This is a genomic window from Sphingomonas beigongshangi, assembly GCF_016820445.1.
In the GTDB taxonomy this organism is placed as follows: Bacteria; Pseudomonadota; Alphaproteobacteria; order Sphingomonadales; family Sphingomonadaceae; genus Sphingomonas; species Sphingomonas beigongshangi.
In genome coordinates this window covers 182,111-201,757 of the sequence record NZ_JADHDT010000008.1, presented here as the reverse complement: position 1 = coordinate 201,757, position 19,647 = coordinate 182,111, and the positions used below count along the sequence as shown (strand labels likewise).

General features: G+C 66.0%; 16 protein-coding genes and 1 tRNA gene. 3 read left to right on the top strand and 14 right to left on the bottom strand.

All coding sequences use genetic code 11. The annotated features are described in order from the left end of the window. Positions 1-680: 680 nt before the first annotated feature. The 8 genes from IQ292_RS15490 to IQ292_RS15455 all read right to left on the bottom strand — a co-directional run bounded on the left by IQ292_RS15490 (position 681) and on the right by IQ292_RS15455 (position 11,563). The gene (locus IQ292_RS15490) at positions 681-1,091 is read right to left on the bottom strand and encodes a hypothetical protein (protein WP_203311210.1); all 411 of its coding nucleotides are present in this window, start codon (positions 1,089-1,091) and stop codon (positions 681-683) included. A gap of 751 nt (positions 1,092-1,842) precedes the next feature. After that, positions 1,843-5,550, bottom strand: coding sequence for an RHS repeat-associated core domain-containing protein (locus IQ292_RS15485; protein WP_203311209.1), 3,708 nt, complete (start codon positions 5,548-5,550; stop codon positions 1,843-1,845). A 200-nt stretch (positions 5,551-5,750) separates the two neighbouring features. Next, positions 5,751-6,215, bottom strand: coding sequence for a hypothetical protein (locus IQ292_RS15480; RefSeq protein WP_203311208.1), 465 nt, complete (start codon positions 6,213-6,215; stop codon positions 5,751-5,753). 1,021 nt (positions 6,216-7,236) lie between these two features. Beyond that, positions 7,237-7,311, bottom strand: a tRNA-Glu gene (locus tag IQ292_RS15475). A gap of 79 nt (positions 7,312-7,390) precedes the next feature. Then, the gene (recJ, locus tag IQ292_RS15470) at positions 7,391-9,199 is read right to left on the bottom strand and encodes a single-stranded-DNA-specific exonuclease RecJ (RefSeq protein ID WP_203311207.1); all 1,809 of its coding nucleotides are present in this window, start codon (positions 9,197-9,199) and stop codon (positions 7,391-7,393) included. Then, positions 9,199-9,879, bottom strand: a complete 681-nt coding sequence (locus IQ292_RS15465) for a prolyl hydroxylase family protein (protein ID WP_203311206.1) — start codon at positions 9,877-9,879, stop codon at positions 9,199-9,201. The genes recJ and IQ292_RS15465 overlap by 1 nt, the downstream gene beginning before the upstream one ends. 93 nt (positions 9,880-9,972) lie before the next feature. Continuing rightward, positions 9,973-10,890: an RcnB family protein gene (locus IQ292_RS15460; protein WP_203311205.1), complete on the bottom strand. Its 918-nt coding sequence runs from the start codon at positions 10,888-10,890 to the stop codon at positions 9,973-9,975. A gap of 127 nt (positions 10,891-11,017) precedes the next feature. Continuing rightward, positions 11,018-11,563, bottom strand: coding sequence for a (2Fe-2S)-binding protein (locus IQ292_RS15455; RefSeq protein ID WP_203311204.1), 546 nt, complete (start codon positions 11,561-11,563; stop codon positions 11,018-11,020). Positions 11,564-11,770: 207 nt separating this feature from the next. Here IQ292_RS15455 and IQ292_RS15450 point away from each other — a divergent pair, with 207 nt between their 5' ends. Beyond that, on the top strand, positions 11,771-13,078 hold the full coding sequence (locus IQ292_RS15450) for a sugar MFS transporter (RefSeq protein ID WP_203311203.1): 1,308 nt from the start codon (positions 11,771-11,773) through the stop codon (positions 13,076-13,078). Positions 13,079-13,084: 6 nt separating this feature from the next. Here the strand turns inward: IQ292_RS15450 and IQ292_RS15445 are convergent, their stop codons facing one another. From IQ292_RS15445 to IQ292_RS15425, 5 genes are all read right to left on the bottom strand, one after another. After that, positions 13,085-14,245 (bottom strand): CaiB/BaiF CoA transferase family protein, encoded by a 1,161-nt coding sequence (locus IQ292_RS15445; RefSeq protein WP_203311202.1) that lies wholly within the window; start codon positions 14,243-14,245, stop codon positions 13,085-13,087. Further along, positions 14,242-15,426 carry an acyl-CoA dehydrogenase gene (locus IQ292_RS15440; protein WP_203311201.1) on the bottom strand — a complete coding sequence of 395 codons (1,185 nt, stop codon included), beginning with the start codon at positions 15,424-15,426 and terminating at the stop codon, positions 14,242-14,244. Before IQ292_RS15440 ends, IQ292_RS15445 begins: the two co-directional genes overlap by 4 nt. 90 nt (positions 15,427-15,516) lie before the next feature. Further along, complete coding sequence (locus IQ292_RS15435) at positions 15,517-17,640, bottom strand: TonB-dependent receptor (RefSeq protein WP_203311200.1); 2,124 nt, start codon at positions 17,638-17,640, stop codon at positions 15,517-15,519. Positions 17,641-17,727: 87 nt separating this feature from the next. Further along, positions 17,728-18,027: a hypothetical protein gene (locus IQ292_RS15430; protein ID WP_203311199.1), complete on the bottom strand. Its 300-nt coding sequence runs from the start codon at positions 18,025-18,027 to the stop codon at positions 17,728-17,730. Between the two features lie 5 nt (positions 18,028-18,032). After that, complete coding sequence (locus IQ292_RS15425; RefSeq protein ID WP_203311198.1) at positions 18,033-18,209, bottom strand: hypothetical protein; 177 nt, start codon at positions 18,207-18,209, stop codon at positions 18,033-18,035. 117 nt (positions 18,210-18,326) lie between these two features. Here IQ292_RS15425 and IQ292_RS15420 point away from each other — a divergent pair, with 117 nt between their 5' ends. After that, positions 18,327-18,917 (top strand): S24 family peptidase, encoded by a 591-nt coding sequence (locus tag IQ292_RS15420; RefSeq protein WP_238941146.1) that lies wholly within the window; start codon positions 18,327-18,329, stop codon positions 18,915-18,917. An 18-nt stretch (positions 18,918-18,935) separates the two neighbouring features. Here the strand turns inward: IQ292_RS15420 and IQ292_RS15415 are convergent, their stop codons facing one another. Next, positions 18,936-19,106: a hypothetical protein gene (locus tag IQ292_RS15415; RefSeq protein ID WP_203311196.1), complete on the bottom strand. Its 171-nt coding sequence runs from the start codon at positions 19,104-19,106 to the stop codon at positions 18,936-18,938. A 161-nt stretch (positions 19,107-19,267) separates the two neighbouring features. Here IQ292_RS15415 and IQ292_RS15410 point away from each other — a divergent pair, with 161 nt between their 5' ends. Continuing rightward, entirely contained in the window at positions 19,268-19,501 is a 234-nt protein-coding gene (locus IQ292_RS15410; protein WP_238941145.1) for a hypothetical protein, read from the top strand. The last annotated feature ends 146 nt before the right edge of the window (positions 19,502-19,647 follow it).

The following is a 19,647-nucleotide window of genomic DNA, read 5'->3' as shown; positions in this document are numbered from 1 at the left end:
ATATTAAATCGCGATGGAGATTGAATATGGAGGTAATGCCACAACTTATGACTTCGATGCCAAGGAAAAATCCAACCTAACGTTCTCGGCATCGATTCCTGAAAAAACTTTTTGCCGGACCAGCCCGGGATCCGCCTCCCCGAGGTAATCGGAAATGCAATCCATATAAATATCTAGGAATTTCATTTTTACATTCCGGATATATTGAAATTAGAGGCTGGGTCGGTAGTCAGTTATTTGGGTCTAGGCGACCTTCGGCCTGCGCCATACATGCAGAGGCCGGCAACGTCCCGCAGACGTCGTTGTTGAGGCGAACCGCCGATCATTCCAGCCCCTGCCCGACGTAGCTTTTCTGAGCGACCGAATAGACCGTGCCGCCCGCACTCGTCGTCTCCCACGTCTGGCGGTCGAGATCGCTCAAGGTCAGTTGTTGAACATGGCCGTGGACATGTGTCCGGTGGCGATACTGGGTGCCTGGAGCAGGACAAAACAGGCCAGGATGACGGTCGCGCCGTAGCGCTAGTTGATCCGGTCCGTCAGCATCATCAGGCCGACGACGCCAACTGCGATCGCAGTTCCACCGTCGCAGCCTTGCCGAGCAGTTTGCCTGTAAACATTGGATAGCGTCGGCCATTACTCCGGAACCTGAAGGATCATCCTTGATAATTCATAATGATAATTTAGCGAGCGCCTCTACAGATGACTTTACCAGGCACTTCAATTTTGTACCGAGAAAACATTATTCCTATGTTGGAAGAATCTCCGCTTTTGTTTGATGACAGGATATCCGATTTAATGTTTGCAGAACTGGCATTGCATCCACCAATTATAATTTTATTTGGCGATAGCCAAGCAATCTCAATATTAGCCGCGCCGCGTATATCAGCTATCTTTTCATCAACCATTTGACCGTCAAGTCTTTTGAAATTCATGAAGATCGTGTCTTTGGCATTGCATCCTGCGCCGCAAGACTGGTGAAATACCGTGACGGCTTGGTCTCCGGTTGGGGATATGATTTTTGTAGAATGAGGTGACTGATCTGAGCAGCCGGTCATGAATAAATAGGCTATGATTAGGATTGATTTATTCATTTTAAGTAGCACCCGTGCAATCAGGTCTTGGCCCAACCAAAGCGTTCAGGGTCAACACTTTCGATGTACACCTGGTCCATGTCGCGATCAGTTGCGCTTGACACGGCGCGGCCCTCTATACTGACAACCGCGCCAGCCTCACCGAGGCGCTCGGCATCCGCGATGGTGCTTAGGTGGGGGCGATTGATCAGCCATGACGCAGTCCTGGGGGGGGCGACGATCACCACAGCCGCACCCGTCAGGGCTGCGGAGATGGCGATCGGAGGATGATCAAATCAGTTTTACAGAGAAGGAGTAGATGTATAGGCCACTCCCGCATAGGCTCCTAGCGGAACCTCCCTTTCCATTATCGGCACCTTACTCATGTCACATCTGACTTTGAACCGAATTACTGTTCTCTCATCATCCACGTAACTTTCACTTACCAGAGCATCCATCAGCCGGAACGCTCTTCTGAATTCATCAGCGTGTTCCGCCTTAGCCTTGACGGAAAAGTCAGCAACTTGCGCCACCATAAACTCCTACCTATTCGGACAACCAGGAAAACGATCCACCCCGTTCCAGAGAACTGGAACTACATCGCCCTTATCAAGAAATATATTTGAAGCATTGCTAGAGCGGATTTGGGTCAGACCTGAGTGATAATTAGCATGTTGATTGGGCGACAGATCTGCATCTCCTGTCTTCACCTCGCCCAAATACCAGACCCTGTTGTTGGGCGTGGAACCCGGCGCCAGCGCAATGTAGTCCGCTACCGCGTATCTTGAGGACGTAGAAGGAAATTCGCAATCCTAACGTTCTCCGCAACCGAATATCCAGCAGCCCTCAAGGCTCCTACCTTCTCCGAAACCTTGAGGTTGTGCCAGTCCCTGCGTTCGCAAATCGAAGTGTTTCGATTTCCACTTTGCGGCGACGTCGGTGTCGGTGCCAAACTGGAGGCAACGGCTGATCCTTTCTTCTTGCAGAATATCAGACAGAAGAGGCTTTTGATGATCGGTATCGGATTGAGAAAGAATCCGCCACCTCCGCCTCGCGGTGCGGGTGTCGGAAGACCAGGATAAGTCGCGCACAATGTCCCCGGTGGCGTGCCGGCCGGGCAATCGGACAGCCCACTCGGATCGGTGAAGTTTACCGGATCGTTGCCCGCATAGGAATACCAGTTGAGCCCGTCTCCGTATCCGATCGGATCGGTCTGCATGAAGCGGCCGAGCGTCGGCGAGTAGATGCGCGCCTTGTAATGGTACATGCGCAGGCTCGCCAGCCACGCCTGGCCCGTATACTGGAAGCGCCCGATGTTGGTCCCTGAGGGAATGCCGAATTCGTCGTAGCGGTTGATCCCGATCGCATTGCCCGCGCCATCCGTCACCGCGACGACGCTGCCGCGTTCGTCCGCGACCAGCCAGCGGCGATCGCCGGTACCGGCGCCTTCGTACCAGACGATCGGCTCGTCGTCGCCGGGGCCGAAGACGTAGCGGCGCAGGATCGTCCCGCTCGTGTTCTGCTCCGAGATCAGGTCCGACCCGTCATATTGCAGGGTGATCTGCCCGTCCTCGTTGAGCAGCCGACCGACCGGGTCGTAGGCGAGCGAGGCGCCCGGGCCCGACACCAGCCGGTTCTCCCACGTATAGCCATAGGCCGAGCCGCCCGAGTTCGTCAGGTTGCCGCGCGCGTCATAGGCGAAGCCGACGCCGCCGGCCTGCGTGTACTGGTTCAGGCCGTTGACGCCATAGGCCCGGTCGACGTTGGTCGGAGCCACCCAGGTATACGCGTTGTTCGAGCTGGCGCGGCTGCTGATCTGGCCCGCCGTGTTATAGCCCAGCGTCAGCGTCAGATCGCCGGCCGTGCCCGCCAGATCGTGCGTCAGCCCGGTGAGCTGCGAGCCGGCATTGTAGCCATAACCCGTCGTCGTGCCGTTGCCCCGCGCGATCGACGTGCGCCGCCCGAGATTGTCATAGGCGTAGCTCGCGAGCACGAACCCGCCATTCTCCCGGATCGCGGACACCTCGCCCGTCGTCAGATACTCGTAGGTGACGAAGAACCCGTCCGACCAGGCCAGCCGGGTCCGCCGGCCCGCCGCGTCGTAGCTGTACGACCGGCCCAGCACGTTGCTGGTCTCCGCCGTCTTCCTGCCCAGCGCATCATAGGAAACGTCGATCGTCTTGCCCGCAACGTCGAATGCCCGCGTCATGTTGCCAAACAGATCGTAGGCATATCCCCGGCTCGGACTCGAACCGTCGGTGACGCCGGTCAGACGGTCGAGCGCGTCATAGCTGTACCGCAGGACGTTGTTGTCCCGCAGCCAGCGCTGCGTGATGTTGCCGTTTTCGTCATACACCAGCCGCTCGGTGCTGCCGCCGGGGTAGGTGGTGGTGCCGAGCCGGTCCATGCCGTCATAGGCATAGGCCGTGACGTTGCCGTTCGCGTCCGTGACCGATGCGGTCTTGCCGTTCGGCGTGTAGCTGGTCGCCTCCGTCGCGGTGGTCGACGTCCCATATCCCGCCGTCACCTGCGTGACGCGGCCCGCGGCGTCATAGCCGTAGCGGGTAATGCGGTCGGGACCCGACGGACCTTCGGCCTGCGCCGTACAGGCAGAGGCCGGCAACGTCCCCCAGACGGCGTTGTTGAGGCGAACCGCCGAGCATTCCAGCCGCTGCCCGACGTAGCTTTTCTGGACGACCGAATAGACCGTGCCGCCCGCACTCGTCGTCTCCGACGTCTGGCGGTCGAGCCCGTCGAAGCCGCGCGCCACCTGCTGCCGCGACGAGAAGCCGTTCCAGCCGCTGTCGGAAGCGTCGGTGACGGTTCCCTGCTCGACCAATGTCGCCCGGCCTCGCGCGTCATAGGTCGTGCGCACTGCACGCCTGGCGAGCGGCCCCGCGCCGTCGGGATCGGGCGCAATCTGGCCGATGCGCTGTCGTGCCGCGTCATACCGGAAGTAGCTGGTGTCATCGGCTCCGGGGAGCGGCCCATCCACGCTGACGGCGTTGCCGACGACGTCATAGGTCGTCGACACGGTCGATGCCACCGACCCGTCGCCCGCCTGATCGGTGACGGTCGCGGGCAGGCCGTTCACGTCGTAGGATAGGGTCGTCACGCGCTCGTTTGCGCTGCCCGGGCAGCTCGCCGCGGTCCGGCAGGTCGCGGACCGGTTCACCCGTTGCACGCCGTTGACCATGGTATAGCCGAATGTCGTCGTCGCTCTCAGGCCGGTGGCATCCGGCGGCGCCACGACGGAGAGGACGTTGCCCGTCGTCTGATCGTAGCTGTAGTCGGTCTGGTTCGCGCGTGCATCGCGCGTCCACTGCGGCTTGTCGCAGGTCGCGGCACTGGTGCAGGGGAACAGCGCGCTACTGACCGCATCGGCGATGCCGGATCCGGGCTTGGCGATGACGCGCGTCTCCGTCACGTTGCCGTGCGTGTCGTAGGTATATTGGGTGGCGTTTCCCTCGGGCGCGGTCACGCGGGTCGTGCGACCATAGCTGTCGTATTGAAAGGTCGTCGTCTGCCCCGCCGGATTCGTCGAAGACAGCATCTTCTGCGTCGCGATGTTGAAGGTGTAGGACGACGTGGCGCCGTTCGGGTCGGTGACGCTCGTCGTCCGGACGTTGCCATTGTCGCTGTAGACATAGCTGGTCGTCCCCGACGCATCGGTGACGGACGCAATTCGGCCAATCGAATTGTAGACGATGGTAATGTCCGCCGAACCACTGCCGGGATAGGTGATCGATGTGATGCGACCGGAGGCGTCGATGCCATAGGCCGTCGATCGACCCGCCATGTCGGACACGGACAGCGTCCTCGCCCCGTAATAGGCGGGCTGGGAGTAGGTGGACGTCCCCAGGACACCCGTGCCACGCTGGACGTTCTGGACCGAAACGCCGGTCCGCGCCAGCCAGTCCCCCGCCGTGCCCACCGTGTTGACGGCATCGCTGACGTACAGATAATTGAGCCGATAGCCGCTGCTGCTGTCGACCGCGCTCAGACGGCTCAGCACCACCGGCAGGCCGCCGCTCCACGGCGTACTCGGCAGGATCCAGAAGGAGCCGGACGCATAGGAGAACGTCAGCGTCTCGCCATCGGGGCGCCGGACCTGGGTCGCGCGATAGCCGTCCCGATAATCACGCTGCGTGAACGTGGTGACGCTGCCGTCCTTCGCGGTATAGACGTAGGCTGCGTTCTGGAGGACGAGCGATGCTCCGTCGCCCTGGTCCGAAACGTAGGTCGAGCCCGTCTTCGTGAAGGTTTCCGTTCCGCCTCCGATGCCGACGACGACTTTTCCATTGGCCTCATACAAGGTCAGGTCGAACTGGTCGCGCCATTGGTTCAGGCCCACCCAATGGCGCTTGTGCGTCAGGCCGCTCGACTCATTGCCGACCGAGATGTCCGTGATCGATAGATTGAGCGCGCCGGTAGCGAGATCGACACCGTAATTGTCCGGCGAAGACTGGACCGGGGCCACCGGCGTGGCAGGTATGGATTGCGCAAGCACCGGATGTGCGATGCCCGAACACAAGATCGTAGACAGGCAGAATAAAGTGCGCTGCGATGCTTGAGAGGCGAAGCGCCTCCGCACGACCTTGGACATGATACCCCCGTGCAATTTCGAGCTAGGCTGCCTCACGCTTGAGGCGAAGGACGGACGTGGTGCGGCAGGGTCCGCTACGGGCACATCTGCCAGCGCGGCGGCTTCGGCCCCGCCGGACCCGTTACGAGGATCGTCGCCGTACCGTTTGCGATCTGGCCTCCCGCGGCGTTCTGGACCGTGTAGGGCACGCTGAAAGCGTAGGTCTCCGCCGGCTCGCACATTTGCGGGATGGGGAGGAAGGGAGCCGCGTAGCTTACCGATTGCGCGCCGCTCGCGATGCTGGCGCTGCCGCCGCCTGACGGAACGGCAAAACTGACGATCAGCGCCGGGGCGCTCGAGGACGCCAACGTCGGCAGCGCAATCGTGTAGCGGCCGCTGGACTTGAAGTTCAGCGTCGGATTGAGCGCGACCGGAGCCGATGGCGAGGGGGTCGGCGTGGGCGTGGGCGTCGAACCATCCGCGACTGTGTAGGACGTGCGATTGCCCGCCGGGTCATATCCAATGGTCGTCGACTTGCTGCCGTTGGGCGCCGCGCTCACTGACGATACGATAAGACGTCCAAGGGAATCATAGCGATACGTGTTAATGGCCTGACACCAAGCACCAGCGTTCGTCAGCATAAGGCATGCTGACGCCAGCAAATATCGGCGTTTCATTTGGCCCCCGATCGATCGTGGGACGAATCATCCCATAATCTATGCGTTACGTTTGGACTTGTGTCTCTTTGGGAGGATAGATGCGTCCCGAGTCGAATCTATGATTACAACGACGTACTCTTGGCGTGATACCGTATTTTGTCTCACACCTTTCGAGAAAATCAATTGACTGTAATGTTTGAAATGAAACTAAAAGAATTGCGTACAATTCCTGTTGGGAGCGCCGGAAGTCAGGAGAATTTTCGCAAGGAAAATCAGAGCTATCGATTGTCCTGGGCCGCGCTCCATTCTCGTGAGCCTCGCCACCGGAACGAAGCGGCGGGAGAAGGTAGGCCAGTGGGGGCGACCGATTTGTCTAGCGGATGATCAGGTCGGTCGGCTGCGCTCCTGCGATCTTGCAAGCCGCAGCAGGCCGATGGATGTCGGTATCGCTGGCGGAACCGGCAGACCCAACCTATGCCGGCTGCCGCTTCCACACATACGATGACTGCGGCGCAACCAAGAGTTGCTGCGAAACCTGCGCCACCAGATATCCGCCTTCGGTGATCTGTCCGACCGCATCGCGCTCGAATCCATCATTGGAATGCGGCTTACCAGCTCCTGTGCGCAACAAGCTCAATCGGAGCGTGTCGGCAAATGAGAAGGAACTGGGGACGCTGACGCGTGTGTCCCGATATACCGGCTCGACGGGAAGAGGGGCTCACGCGCGGGGCGTGGTGGCCGTCATGGGACCCGAAACGACGCTCGGATGCGAGACGCGATGGCATATCCGAATCGATAACCTTCGACCCAAGGCGGTCAATATCGAACCATCGCAGCCAAATTATTTTGGGGGACGAGATGATGTCGCTGATCGCACCGTGTCTGCAAAAAGCGCAGATTTCTGCCGATTTTGCCTTGACAATGGTGACCCCTACGGGAATCGAACCCGTGTTTCAGCCGTGAAAGGGCCGCGTCCTAACCGCTAGACGAAGGGGCCGCCGCGATGGCGTTGGGGGCCATTAGGGGAGGGCGCCCGGCCGGTCAAGCCGCTTTCGGATGGGGATTTTGCGCGCCGCTCACTCGACCCAGGCGGCGTCGTCGAGATGAAGCTCGGCGACCGCCCGGCCGCTCCAGTCGTCACGCCGTACGCGCCCGGCCAGCCACAGCCGTCGGTGGGGCGGGGCGGCGAGCAGCGTCTGCCCAAGGGCGGTGTCGGCGGCGCGGAACGCCATGGCCTTGAAACTGCGGCCGTCGTCGCCGGCGACGATGGCGCGCACGTGATTGACGCCCACGCGGTCGACCTTGATCAGGCGCACAGGCCCGGTCGCGATCCGCGGCGCCGGCCATCCCGTGCCATAGGGCCCGCCCGCGTCGAGCGACTCCACCAGCGCGGGCGTGACGCCGCCTGGCGCCACGACGGCGTCGAGCCGCAGCGAGCGTCCCTCCCGCGCAATGGCGACCGCCGCGGCGAGCCGTTCCTCCAAGAAATCGGCGAGGGCCTCGATCTTGTCCCCGGCCACGGTCAATCCCGCCGCCATCGCATGACCGCCCCCCGCCAGCAGCAATCCGTGCTCGCGCGCCGCCAGAATGGCCGCGCCGAGATCGACGCCCGTGATCGACCGGCCCGATCCCTTGCCCATACCATGTTCGTCAAGCGCGATGACGATCGACGGCCGGTCCAGCCTTTCCTTCAACCGCCCGGCAACGATGCCGATGACGCCGGGGTGCCAGCCTTCGCCCGCAACCACGGTCACCATGCGATCGTCGCGCGCGCGCTCCTCTGCGACCACCTGGACATCCGCTTCGATCGTGCGGCGTTCCTCGTTGAGCCGATCCAGTTCGACCGCGATGGCCTGTGCCTCCGCGGCATCGTCGGTGACGAGCAGCCGGACGCCGAGGTCGGCCCGACCGACTCGACCCCCCGCATTGATCCGTGGCCCGAGGGCAAAGCCCAGGTCCTGGCATGTCGGGGCTCGCGTCAGGCGCGATGCCTCGATCAGCGCGGCGATGCCGACGTTGCGGCGCTGAGCCATGACTTTGAGCCCCTGCGCCACGAACGCGCGGTTCAGCCCGCGGAGCTGGGCGACATCCGCCACGGTTCCCAGCGCGACGAGGTCCAGCAGGTCGAGCAGCCGCGGCTCCGCGCGATCCGCGAAGAAGCCGCGGGCGCGCAACGTCCGGATCAGCGCCGCGCCGAGCAGGAAGCAGACGCCCACCGCGGCAAGGTGACCGTGCGCCGCCGCCTCCGCCGCCTCGTCCAGACGGTTCGGATTGACCAGCGCATGGGCGGGCGGCAGCGCCGACAGGCATTTGTGGTGATCGACGACCACGATGTCGGCAGGTGCAGCGCGCGCCGCCTCCAGCGCCTCGAACGCCTGCGCGCCGCAGTCCACCGTCACGATCAGCGACGCGCCCTCGCCGGCAAGTCGCAGCAGCGCGGCGCCCGAGGGGCCATATCCCTCCATCAGGCGATCGGGAATATAGGGGCGGGCCGTCAAACCCAATGCGCGCAGCAGGCGGATCAGCAGCGCGGCGGACGTGGCGCCATCGACGTCATAATCGCCGAACACCGCCACCTGCTCGCGGCGCTCGACCGCATCGGCGAGCCTGTCCGCCGCGCGGTCCATGTCGCGAAAGATCGAGGGATCGGGCATGAAGCCGCGGATCGACGGCAGGCGATGGGCGTCCAGCGCCTCCCGCGGGCAACCGCGGGCGAGCAGCAATTGCGTGACCAGATCGTCCGTGCCGAAGCCTTCGCGCCCATCGGCGGCGAGGCCGCGCCAATGCCACGGCTGGCCGAGGAAGGACGAGGCGACGCCGAGCGCGTGCGGCGGCCCCGCGGCGCCGACGTCGCCGGTGACGGAATCGGAAGGACGAGGCGGCATCAGTAGCGCGTCCAGCGCCCCTCACGAAACCATTTGGTGACGACGTACTTCGTCCCCTCCACCACGGCCATCCCCTCGTGGAGGGTCAGCGTGTTGGGGCTGCCGTCGGGATTCATGTTGTTCCACGCCAGCAGCATGCCGGCGCGGGGCGCGACCTTGAACCCCGCCTGGGGGAACCAGGTTGCACCGCCGTCCTGGACGTCGTTGAGGTAGATCATCGCGGTCCAGGTGCGCTGGCCGCCCGACTTCGCCATCGCCGCCCAATAGCTTTCGGTGTCGTGGAAATAATCGTGATGCGCGCGAAACTGCTGCCCGGGCGCGTAGCGCTGTCCCTGCATCGTCTCGCCCTGCTCGGGCGCGATCCCGAGCAGCGCGGCGATCGCCTCGTCGATCGGACGTATGTCGGGCGACCAGCGATCCATGTCGCAGCTTTCGCTGGTGCGAAAGTCGTCGCCTGCCTTGTCGGACAGAAGGGTCGACGGGCGGCGATTGGCGTCGATGACGCCGATCAGCATCGCGCACTGTGCGGGCGTAAGGAAATCGAGCTGATAATAGGCCTGTACACCGGCCACGCCGGCCGACACGACGGCGGGATTGTCATCAAGGCGGCGGACGACCTGTTCGCCGATCAGCTGGCGAAGCGGGTTGGCGGCGGAGGCGGAAGGCTTGCGCGCGAACATCTCTGCGGGATGCCGCCGCTCGGCGGCAAAGGCAAGGGGCGGCGGGAGCGCGCGGGGCGGCGATTCGATCGGCCGCCGCCCCGACACGCCGGGTCAGAAGAAGATGTCGTAGACCACGTCGACCACCCGGCCGCTGCGCAGATCGACGAGCAGCGCATCGTCGTAGTAACGCACCCAGCGATACGGCCCATAGGCTTCGGGCAGGCGATAGTCCCAGGGATCGTCGATCCAATAGTTCGAACCCCACAGGCCCGAATAGAGGGTCGAGCCGATCGAGAAGCGGCGGTATCCATAGCCCCAGCCGGACGGCGCATAATAATGCGGCAGGCGGTATGCGCCCCGGTTGTTCGCGCGATACCGGCCCCAGTCGTACCGGCGGTCGTCCCGCCAGCCGCGGTTCCACGCGCCGCGATCCCCGCCCCGCGGACCATCCCAGTTCGGCTGCCGGTTCCAGTCGCCGCCGCGCCAGTCGGGGCGCCCGGCGGCGAGCGGCGGGCGGGCGCCGCCGTCGGCGCGGTCCCAGCCGGGCCGGCGATCGCGCCAGGCGGCGCCGTCCTGTGCTCGTTGCGGGCGATCGTCCACTGCCGCCGGCCGGTCGCGCCAGTCCTGACGGCCTTCGAGGCCGGCGCCGCGATCGGGCCGATCGCCGCCGTCCGGCCGGCGCCAGCCGCCGCCATTGGGATCGCGCCATCCGCCGCGATCCCCGCCACCGGGTCGGTCGAACCGGCGCTGGGCATCGTTCGCCGCAGGCTGTCGATCGTCACGACGATCCTGCCACGGACGCTCGGCGCGAAAATCCGGACGCGCGCCTTGGAAGCGGCCGGGATCGCCGGGGGCGGGTTGCGGCGCGGACGCGGGCGGCGCCCCACGGGCGTCACCGGGGGGGCGCGGACGCTCCGGCCTTCCGCCCCGATCACCACCCCATGGGCGACCGCCATCCTGCGCCTGCGCCTGCGCCGCAGCCGGCACCAGCATCGATGCCGCGAGCAGCGCCTTGATAAAGGTCTTCATTGCCTGCCGTCCTCACTCGCCGGCGCACGAGCCGGCCCCGATCATGCATGATATTTGCATGAGCGCGGGTGTGTCGAAGCTGAATTGCTCCGTCAGCGTTGCGAAAGGAAACGAACGGCCCGTCCGGTCACCTGGGCGGCGGCGGCACGAGAGCGGGGACCGCGCGCGCGGCGTCGGCCGGATCGATTCCGGGGCGGGCGCCGGCGGGGATCGTCTCCTCGCCGCGAAGCGCTCGGCCGGCACGCTGCACGGCTTCGATCAGGCGCGGGTAGACGCCGCATCGGCAGATGTTGGGCAACGCCGCCTCGATCGCCTCTTCTCCCGGATCGGGCGTGCGGCGCAGCAGCGCCTGCGCCGCCATGATGATGCCCGGGATGCAGAATCCGCATTGCGGCAGATTGGCGGCGATGAAGGCGAGTTGCAGCGGATGATTGCGCTCGCGCGACAAGCCTTCGATCGTCGTGACATAGCTGCCCTCGATCCGGCCGATCGGCACGGTGCACGCGGCGACCGCGCGTCCGTCGATGTCGACGATACAGGCACCGCATTCTCCCGTGCCGCAGCCATATTTCGCGCCGGTGAGATTGGACGCGTCCCGGAGCGCCCACAGCAGCGGCGTGTCGGGATCGAGCTTGTACTCGACCGGCTGGTTGTTGACCGTGAGGCGCGCCATGACGAATGCCCTAGCCGAAAAGCGGCCGTACGATCCAGCGATGCGCCAACATGCTTGCGTCGCGCGGCGATCTGCGGAAAGCCTCCGCCGTCGCAAGGGCTTCTTGCCAGGTCGGCAGGCGCCCATCCCGGCAGCTTGCCAGCATGGCACGGGCGTGCTTGTAGATCTTGAAACCGATTACATGGGAAGAGAGGGGCCGCGCGCCACATGGCAATCAACGTCACCACCCACCAGCCGGACGGCGCCGCTGCCGGCGATGCCGCCCACGGCTATGACGCACCCGACCTGCGCGTGTTCGTCATCGCGCTGTTCTTCATCTTCGGCGGCATCACCAGTCTCAACGACATCATCATCCCGAAGCTGAAGGAGCTTTTCACGCTCGACCATGCGACGTCGATGCTGGTCCAGTCGGCCTTCTTCCTCGCCTATGCGCTCTTCTCCTTGCCCGCGGCGGCCATCGTGCGGCGCGCGGGTTACATGCGCACCGCGTCGATCGGCCTGGTCACCATGATGGTGGGCTGCCTGCTCTTCATCCCGGCGGCGCAGAGCGCGAAGTTCGAGATGTTCCTGGCGGCGCTGTTCGTGCTGGGCGCGGGCATCACCATCGTCCAGGTCGTCGCCAATCCGCTGATCTCGCTGCTCGGCAAGCCGGAGACGGCGTCGAGCCGCCTGACCTTCGCGCAGGCGTTCAACTCGCTGGGCACCACCATCTTCCCGCGCGTCGGTTCGTCGCTGATCCTGGGCGGCCTCGCCAGCGTCAGCGCCGCCTCGCTGAGCGGCGCCGCGCTCGTTGCCTATCGCCAGGAAGCGTCGCAGGCGATCGTCCATACCTATATCGGCCTTGCCGTCGCGCTCGCGATCATCGCGGCCGTGGTCTGGACCCGGCGCAACCGGCTCAACGAGGAACAGGACCAGACGGGCAGCATCCTCCACGCCTTCAGCCTGCTGAAGCGGCCGCGCTTCGCGATGGGCGCGGCCTGCATCTTCCTGTACGTCGGCGCGGAAGTGTCGATCGGCTCGGTCATCGTCCTGTACCTGATGCAGTCGTCGGTGTTCGGGATCAGCGACCAGGCCGCGGGCAATTACGTCGCTTATTATTGGGGCGGCGCCCTGGTCGGCCGGTTCATCGGATCCTACGTCCTGACGCGCATCGCGCCGGGCAAGGTGCTGGCGGCGGTGGCGACGGGCGCGATCGCGCTGATCCTCGTGTCCGCCAATTCGACCGGTACGCTGGCGGGGTGGACGCTGCTGGCCATCGGCCTGATGAACTCCATCATGTTCCCGACCATCTTCAGCCTCGCCAGCGAGGGGCTGGGCAAGCGCGCGGCGGAAGGATCGGGCGTGATCGCCACCGCGATCGTCGGCGGCGCCATCGTGCCGCCGCTGACCGGGCTGGTCGCGGACGCCAGCGGATCGATGCAATTCTCGCTGATCCTGCCGGCGATCTGCTATGCGATCATCCTCGCCTACGGCCTCTACGCCCGCAAACCGGTGCGCGAGGTCGAGGGCGCCTGACGCCGTTCAGGGCTCGGCGTCGGCCGAGCCCTTTCGCGGCGCGGGCCGGCCGAGCACGAGGCTCGCATCGGAAAAGCGGATCGGCGTGCGCAGGCCGCGGATCGGCTGCTGGTCCAGCACCATGCCGCGCGCCACGACCTGCGGGTCGGTCAGGGCCTGCTCGACCGTATTGATCGGTCCTGCGGGCACCCCGGCGACCTCGAGCCGGGCCAGCAGGTCGTCGCGGCCGAAAGTGCGGGTCCTGTCGGCGATCGCGGCGAACAGCGGCTCCTGGTGGTCCAGCCGGCCGGCGTTGGTCGCCCATTCGGGCTGTGGAGACAGCGCCACCACGTCGCAGAAGCGGCGGAACTGCCCGTCGTTCCCGACCGCGAGAATGAACCAGCCGTCGGCGGTCTCGAACACCGCATAGGGCGACACGTTCATATGCGCGTTGCCGACGCGCGGCGGACTGTCCCCGGTCGCGAAGTAATTGGCGGCCTGGTTGGCGAGCACGCCGACCATCGTGTCGAGCAGCGCCATGTCGATATGCTGGCCGCGCCCGGTGCGGCCGCGCATCGCCAGCGCCGCCTGGATCGCGATGACGCTGTAGAGGCCGGTGGCGATATCCGCCATCGCGACGCCGATCTTCTGCGGCGCGCCGTCTGGCTCGCCGGTCAGGCTCATCATCCCGCTCATGCCCTGGACGATGTAATCATAGCCCGCGCGGGCGGCATAGGGGCCGTCCTGCCCGAAGCCGGTGATCGAGCAATAGACGAGGCGCGGGTTGAGCGCGGACAGGCTGGCATAGTCGAGGCCGTATTTGGCGAGGCCGCCGACCTTGAAATTCTCGATCAGCACGTCGGATTCGGCGGCCAGCGCCCTGATCCGCGCCTGACCCTCCGCCGTCGTGAAATCGACGACGTTGCTCGTCTTGCCGCGGTTGCAGGCGTGGAAATAGGCGGCGTCGCGGCTGCCGTCGGGATTGGTGACGAACGGCGGGCCCCAGGTGCGGGTGTCGTCGCCGGCGGGCGCTTCGATCTTGGTGACCTCAGCCCCGAGATCGGCGAGCACCTGTCCGGCCCAGGGGCCGGCGAGGATGCGGGCGAGCTCGAGGACCCTGAGCCCGGCGAGGGGGGCCGACGCGCAGCCCGCCCCGGAGGGGGAGGGGGCTGGCCCGCCGTCGCTCAAAACGCGGCGATCCCGGTGATGGCGCGGCCGAGGATCAGCGCGTGGACGTCGTGCGCGCCCTCGTAGGTGTTGACCGTCTCCAGGTTCATGACGTGACGCATGACCTGATATTCGCCGGAGATGCCGTTGCCGCCGTGCATGTCGCGCGCGGTGCGGGCGATGTCGAGCGCCTTGCCGACATTGTTGCGCTTGACGATCGAGACCATCTCCGGCGCGAAGCGGCCTTCGTCCATCAGGCGACCGACGCGCAACGAAGCCTGCAGCCCGAGTGCGATCTCGGTCTCCATATCGGCGAGCTTCTTCTGGTACAGCTGGCGCCCGGCGAGCGGCGTGCCGAACTGCTTGCGGTCGAGCCCATATTGCCGCGCGGCGTGGAAGCAGAATTCCGCCGCGCCGAGCGAACCCCAGCTGATCCCGTAGCGCGCCCGGTTGAGACAGCCGAAGGGACCCTTCAGGCCCTCGACGTTGGGCAAAAGGGCGTCCTCGCCGACCGCGACCTCGTCCATCATCACCATGCCGGTGATCGACGCGCGCAGGCTGAGCTTGCCCTCGATCTTGGGCGCGGACAGGCCCTTCATGCCCTTTTCGAGCACGAAGCCGCGGATCGCGCCGCCATGCGCGTCGCTCTTCGCCCAAATGACGAATACGTCGGCGATCGGGCTGTTCGAAATCCAGGTCTTGGCGCCGGAGATCAGATAGCCGCCGTCGACCTTGGTCGCGCGGGTCGTCATGCCGCCCGGATCTGATCCGGCGTCGGGTTCGGTCAGGCCGAAACAGCCGATCCATTCGCCGCTCGCGAGCCGCGGCAGATACTTGCGGCGCTGCTCGTCCGATCCATAGGCGTGGATCGGATACATGACGAGGCTCGACTGGACGCTCATCATCGAGCGGTAGCCCGAGTCGATCCGCTCCACCTCGCGGGCGACGAGGCCATAGGCGACATAGCTGGCGCCGACGCCGCCGAATTCCTCCGGGATCGTCGGGCCGAGCAGGCCGAGTTCGCCCATTTCGCGGAAGATCGCCGGGTCGGTGTGCTCGTGCTGGAAGGCCTCGACGATGCGGGGCGCGAGCCGGTCCTGCGCATAAGCGCGCGCGGTGTCGCGGATCATGCGTTCGTCTTCGCTTAGCTGCTCGTCGAGCAGGAACGGGTCCGCCCAGTCGAACTTGCCCATGCCGGCCATCGTCTCACTCTCCTTTTGGAGGGTCCGGTACGGCGGTTGCGGCGGGGAGGCAACCACCTTCCCCGCCGGCCGGCGGAAGCGGCAGGTCCGTCACAGGCCGAAGCGCAGCGTCGCGCGCAGATCGCGGCCAGCGAGGGGGGCAAAGTCCTTCAGGAAGCTGGAATGCCGCCGGGCGACCACGTCGAAGACGTTGTTGGCCGAGAGCAGCAGACTGGTCCTGCTGTCCGCGCCGAAGGGCTTCAGCGACACCGACGCGTTGACCATCGTATAGGCCGGCGTGCGGGTTTCGAAGGCCGCGATCCGGCCTTGCGCGAAGGCGTGTTCCACCTCGACCCGGCCGCTCAGCCGGTCGCCCTGCGCCTCGATGCCGCCGAGCAGGCGCGCGGGCGGGATGCGCGGCACCGGCCCCTGGTCGACGATCGTCGCGCGGACATAGTCGCCGAGCAGGTCGGCATTGATCGCATAGCCGCCGAGCTGCCCTAGCTTCACCGATCCGTCCGCCTCGAAGCCCCAATAGCGGGCATCGCGCTGTTGATACTGGAAACAGGGCAGATCGACGACGCGGCCGGACGGCGCGGCTGCCGCGGCGCAGACCGCCTGATCGACCTGGTTTTCAGAGATGTAGTTGGTGAACCAGTTGTAATAGGCCGATGCGTCGAGGCTGAAACCCGGACCGTGCGCGTGCAGCGTCGCCTCGAGCCCCCACGACTTTTCGAGGCGGAAGTCCGGATTGCCGAGCTCATACGCCTGCGTCCCGGCGTGGGCGCCGTTCGCGAACAGCTCCTCCGCCGAGGGCGCGCGCTCCGTGCGCGAACCGTTGAGGCCAATGCGGATCGTGTTGGTCACCGCGTAGGACGCGCCAAGCGACCCCGACACCGCGTCGAAATGGCGCTTGCCGGCGAAGAAGCGGAGGTCGCCGGCGGGCGTGCGCGCGGCAAGATCGCTCACCTCGTAGCGCAGGCCTCCCTCCGCGCGGAACGGGCCGCTGGCAAATTGCTGGAGTGTGAAGAAGCCCGTCTGGTTGGTCTCGTTCCTTGGCAGGAAGGCCTCGTCGCCCTTCACGTCGAACTGGCGATTGAAATACTGGACGCCGCTCGCGCCCTGCCAGCCGCCGCGATTGGCCTGGACCAGTTCCAGCCGCCCTTCGAGCCCGTTGTTGAAGAAGGCGGTGCCGACGCTGCCGTCCTCACCCAGCTCGAAATGGCGATAGGTCGCCTGACCGGCGCGGATGCGGATGCGGTCGAGAAAGCCGCCGCCGGTCTGTACCTCGCCGCGCAGGTCGACGCGGTTCTGGACCACGGACAGGCGCGGCGCCTCCTGAGCCTGGCCGACGGCGGTCGCGTAGCGGATCGGCACCCCGTACAGGCTGTCATAGTGGCTGTAGCTGACGCCGAGATTGCCGGTGTCGGTGATGATTGATGCGCCCGCACCCGCGGTCCAGGTCTCGGCGGCGGAATTGGGCAAACGGCCGCGCAAGCGTGCGGCGGCGGCGAAGTCGATCGGCTCCTCTGCGTCCGGCTGCGGCAGGCCGACCTGGCTGAGCGCGGCGGCGCGCGCCTGCGGCGAGAGCAGATAGCCGCGCCCGGTCCGCAGATCGTCGGACTTGAGGTAGGAACCATCGGCGTGCAGGACGAGATGCTCCCCGACCGCGACGTCGCCCGCCGCGCCGGCCGAGCGTTCATCCGCAGCCGAGCCGTAATTGGCGATACCGTTCAGGCGATAGCCGTCGCGCGGCACGCTGCGCGGGATGCGGGTGTCGATCACGTTGACGACGCCGCCGACGGCCGACGATCCGAACAGCAGCGCGGAGGGGCCGCGGAGCACCTCGACCCGTTCGGCGAGCAACGGGTCGATGATCACCGCATGATCGACGCTGGTGTTGCTGACGTCGATCGAGCCGATGCCGTCGGTCAGCACGCGGACGCGATCGCCCTGAAAGCCGCGGAGGATCGGGCGCGACGCGCTGGGGCCGAACGACGTCGCGGATACGCCCGGCTGACGGGCCAGCGTCTCGCCGATCGTCGGGCGCAGTTCGCGCGTCAGCGCCTCGCCCGACAGCACGGTGGTTCCCTGCAGGACGTCGCGCTCGCTCTGATCGACCGGCGCGGTGACGATGATGTCGCGCCGCTGGTCCTGCTGCGCGGCCTGGTCGGCGAGCGGTAGGGCGGGCAGCGCGAGCGCGGCGACGCCGGCGAGCAGGATGGGCGTGATCATCGATACTCCAAGCAACTGAACGACGAGTTAGTCGGCGGTCACCTAGACGTCATGTTACATTATATCAAGTCTTGATGAGCGCGACGATCATGCGTCGTCGATCAGGAGGATCGCGACCCTCGCGGTGTCTTCGGTCCGATGCTCGACGTGCAGATCGGCGACGAAGGCGCCGCGTACCGGCAGTTCCGCCAGCGGCAGCGCCGACAGCCAGCACTGGCGATCACCGCCCCCCAGCGCGAGCGTCAGGCGCAGGCGGTGCCCCGCGAAGGTCGCGCTTGCCCACGGCTGCTCCTCGTGGCCGATAACCTCGATAGCGACTTGATATGTCTCGGCATTTTGGTGCAACGCGCGCAGCAACCGTGCGATTGCTCCAAGATGGAAGTTCACAAAAGTCACGGTCGTTGCTCCCCCATGAAGGCGCGGACGCGCGCGGTCAGCGCGGCGCGCGGCAGCCGGCCTTCGCGAAGGTCGCGGACCAGCCGCGGGTCGTTGACCGCCAGTCGGCCGAACACGCTGGGCTTCATCCCGTGACGTCGCAGATAGGCATTGATGTCGGCGAGCAATGTCATCGTCTCCCTCCCGAGTCCGAATCTCGTGTTCTTGAAATGTTCTCTCAAATCCAACTTGTCTAGGAAATTTTCCTACGGTACCGTCCTGACGTGGAGCGACACGATCCAAGGGCGCGCTTGCGTGCGCTGACGGAGGCGCGCGGCGTCAGCCTGGCGGCGCTGTCGGCGATGCTCGGCCGCAACGCCGCGTACCTCCATCAGTTCGTGACCCGGGGTTCGCCGCGTTCACTGGCGGCGGACGACCGTCGCAGGCTGGCGGATTTCTTCGGCATCGACGAGGCGGAGCTCGGCGCCGAGCCGCCGCGGAATGCTTTCCCGCTGCCGCGGCTGGACGTCGCCGCGTCCGCCGGTCCCGGGTCGCTGGTCGATAACGAGACGCTGCTCGGCACGGCGGCGATCGACCCGGCGCTCGCGCGACATCTCGGCCTGCGCGCCGGCAAGGCGGCGATCGTGCGCGTCCGCGGTGACTCGATGGAGCCGGGGCTCGTCGACGGCGACCTGATCGTCGTCGATCAGGCCAAGACGCGGCCGGACGCGCAGGGCGGCGTCTTCGTCGTCCGCATCGACGGCGCGGTGATGGTCAAGCGGGTGCGGGCAGGGCGGGGTGCGCTGGTCGCGACCAGCGACAATGTCGCCGCGCCACCGCCTCCACCGGGGCCGGTCGAGGTGATCGGTCGCGTCGTCTGGCTGATGCGGGCGCCGCGATAGGCGCCGCGCGAGCGGGGGTCAGCGACGCCGGTCGCGCAGCCAGATCGCGATCGCGCCGCCGCCGCCGATCGCGAGCCCGGCGAGGAATCCGATCGTCACCTGCCCCTCGACCAATCCGATCACGGCGCCCAGGATCGAACAGACGGCGATGAGGACGCCGCCGGCGGCGGAGGGAGGAGTGTCGGCCATGATGCGGCGTCCTGCCACGTCCCGCCGCGGGACGCCAGTACGGCCGATCCGTCCCGTCGCGGGAAGACGGGGACGCCGGGCGCCGGCCCCGTTTACCATCGCACGCCGCCGCGAGCCGTCGCGGCCCGCGAACTGGCACATTGCTTGTAATGGTCGAACCCATGTCCGTGCTGCATCCTTTCGCCGATTCCCCCATCCATGTCGTCGACGCCGACCAGGTCACCGAGGCGGCCAGTCTGCTCGCCGATTTCGGGGAACATGCCGCGCTGGAGGCTGCGATCCGCGCAGGCCGGATGCGCGACATCGGCAATCACGTGCATTTCTGCCGCTGGCGGCAGACCGAGCGGCTGATCGAACTTCTCGCGCGCGAGGAAGCGACCGGCACCGTGCACTGATCGGGTCCGTCGGCGCACCGGCGATGCTGCCGGGATGATCGGCAGGGGCCGTCCCGCCGATCGCCGCGCCGGACCCTCCCAGAGCCGCACCGGTCCCGTCCCGCGCCGGACCGAAGCCCGGGCAACCGACGTCGGGGCTGTCGCGC

What these genes read in the sequence shown, in the direction of transcription:
- IQ292_RS15490 (WP_203311210.1), bottom strand. Translation starts at nt 1,091, where the DNA reads ATGAATAAATCAATCCTAATCATAGCCTATTTATTCATGACCGGCTGC.
- recJ (WP_203311207.1), bottom strand. Translation starts at nt 9,199, where the DNA reads ATGCCGCCTCGTCCTTCCGATTCCGTCACCGGCGACGTCGGCGCCGCG.
- IQ292_RS15465 (WP_203311206.1), bottom strand. Translation starts at nt 9,879, where the DNA reads ATGTTCGCGCGCAAGCCTTCCGCCTCCGCCGCCAACCCGCTTCGCCAG.
- IQ292_RS15460 (WP_203311205.1), bottom strand. Translation starts at nt 10,890, where the DNA reads ATGAAGACCTTTATCAAGGCGCTGCTCGCGGCATCGATGCTGGTGCCG.
- IQ292_RS15455 (WP_203311204.1), bottom strand. Translation starts at nt 11,563, where the DNA reads ATGGCGCGCCTCACGGTCAACAACCAGCCGGTCGAGTACAAGCTCGAT.
- IQ292_RS15450 (WP_203311203.1), top strand. Translation starts at nt 11,771, where the DNA reads ATGGCAATCAACGTCACCACCCACCAGCCGGACGGCGCCGCTGCCGGC.
- IQ292_RS15440 (WP_203311201.1), bottom strand. Translation starts at nt 15,426, where the DNA reads ATGGCCGGCATGGGCAAGTTCGACTGGGCGGACCCGTTCCTGCTCGAC.
- IQ292_RS15435 (WP_203311200.1), bottom strand. Translation starts at nt 17,640, where the DNA reads ATGATCACGCCCATCCTGCTCGCCGGCGTCGCCGCGCTCGCGCTGCCC.
- IQ292_RS15425 (WP_203311198.1), bottom strand. Translation starts at nt 18,209, where the DNA reads ATGACATTGCTCGCCGACATCAATGCCTATCTGCGACGTCACGGGATG.
- IQ292_RS15415 (WP_203311196.1), bottom strand. Translation starts at nt 19,106, where the DNA reads ATGGCCGACACTCCTCCCTCCGCCGCCGGCGGCGTCCTCATCGCCGTC.
- IQ292_RS15410 (WP_238941145.1), top strand. Translation starts at nt 19,268, where the DNA reads ATGTCCGTGCTGCATCCTTTCGCCGATTCCCCCATCCATGTCGTCGAC.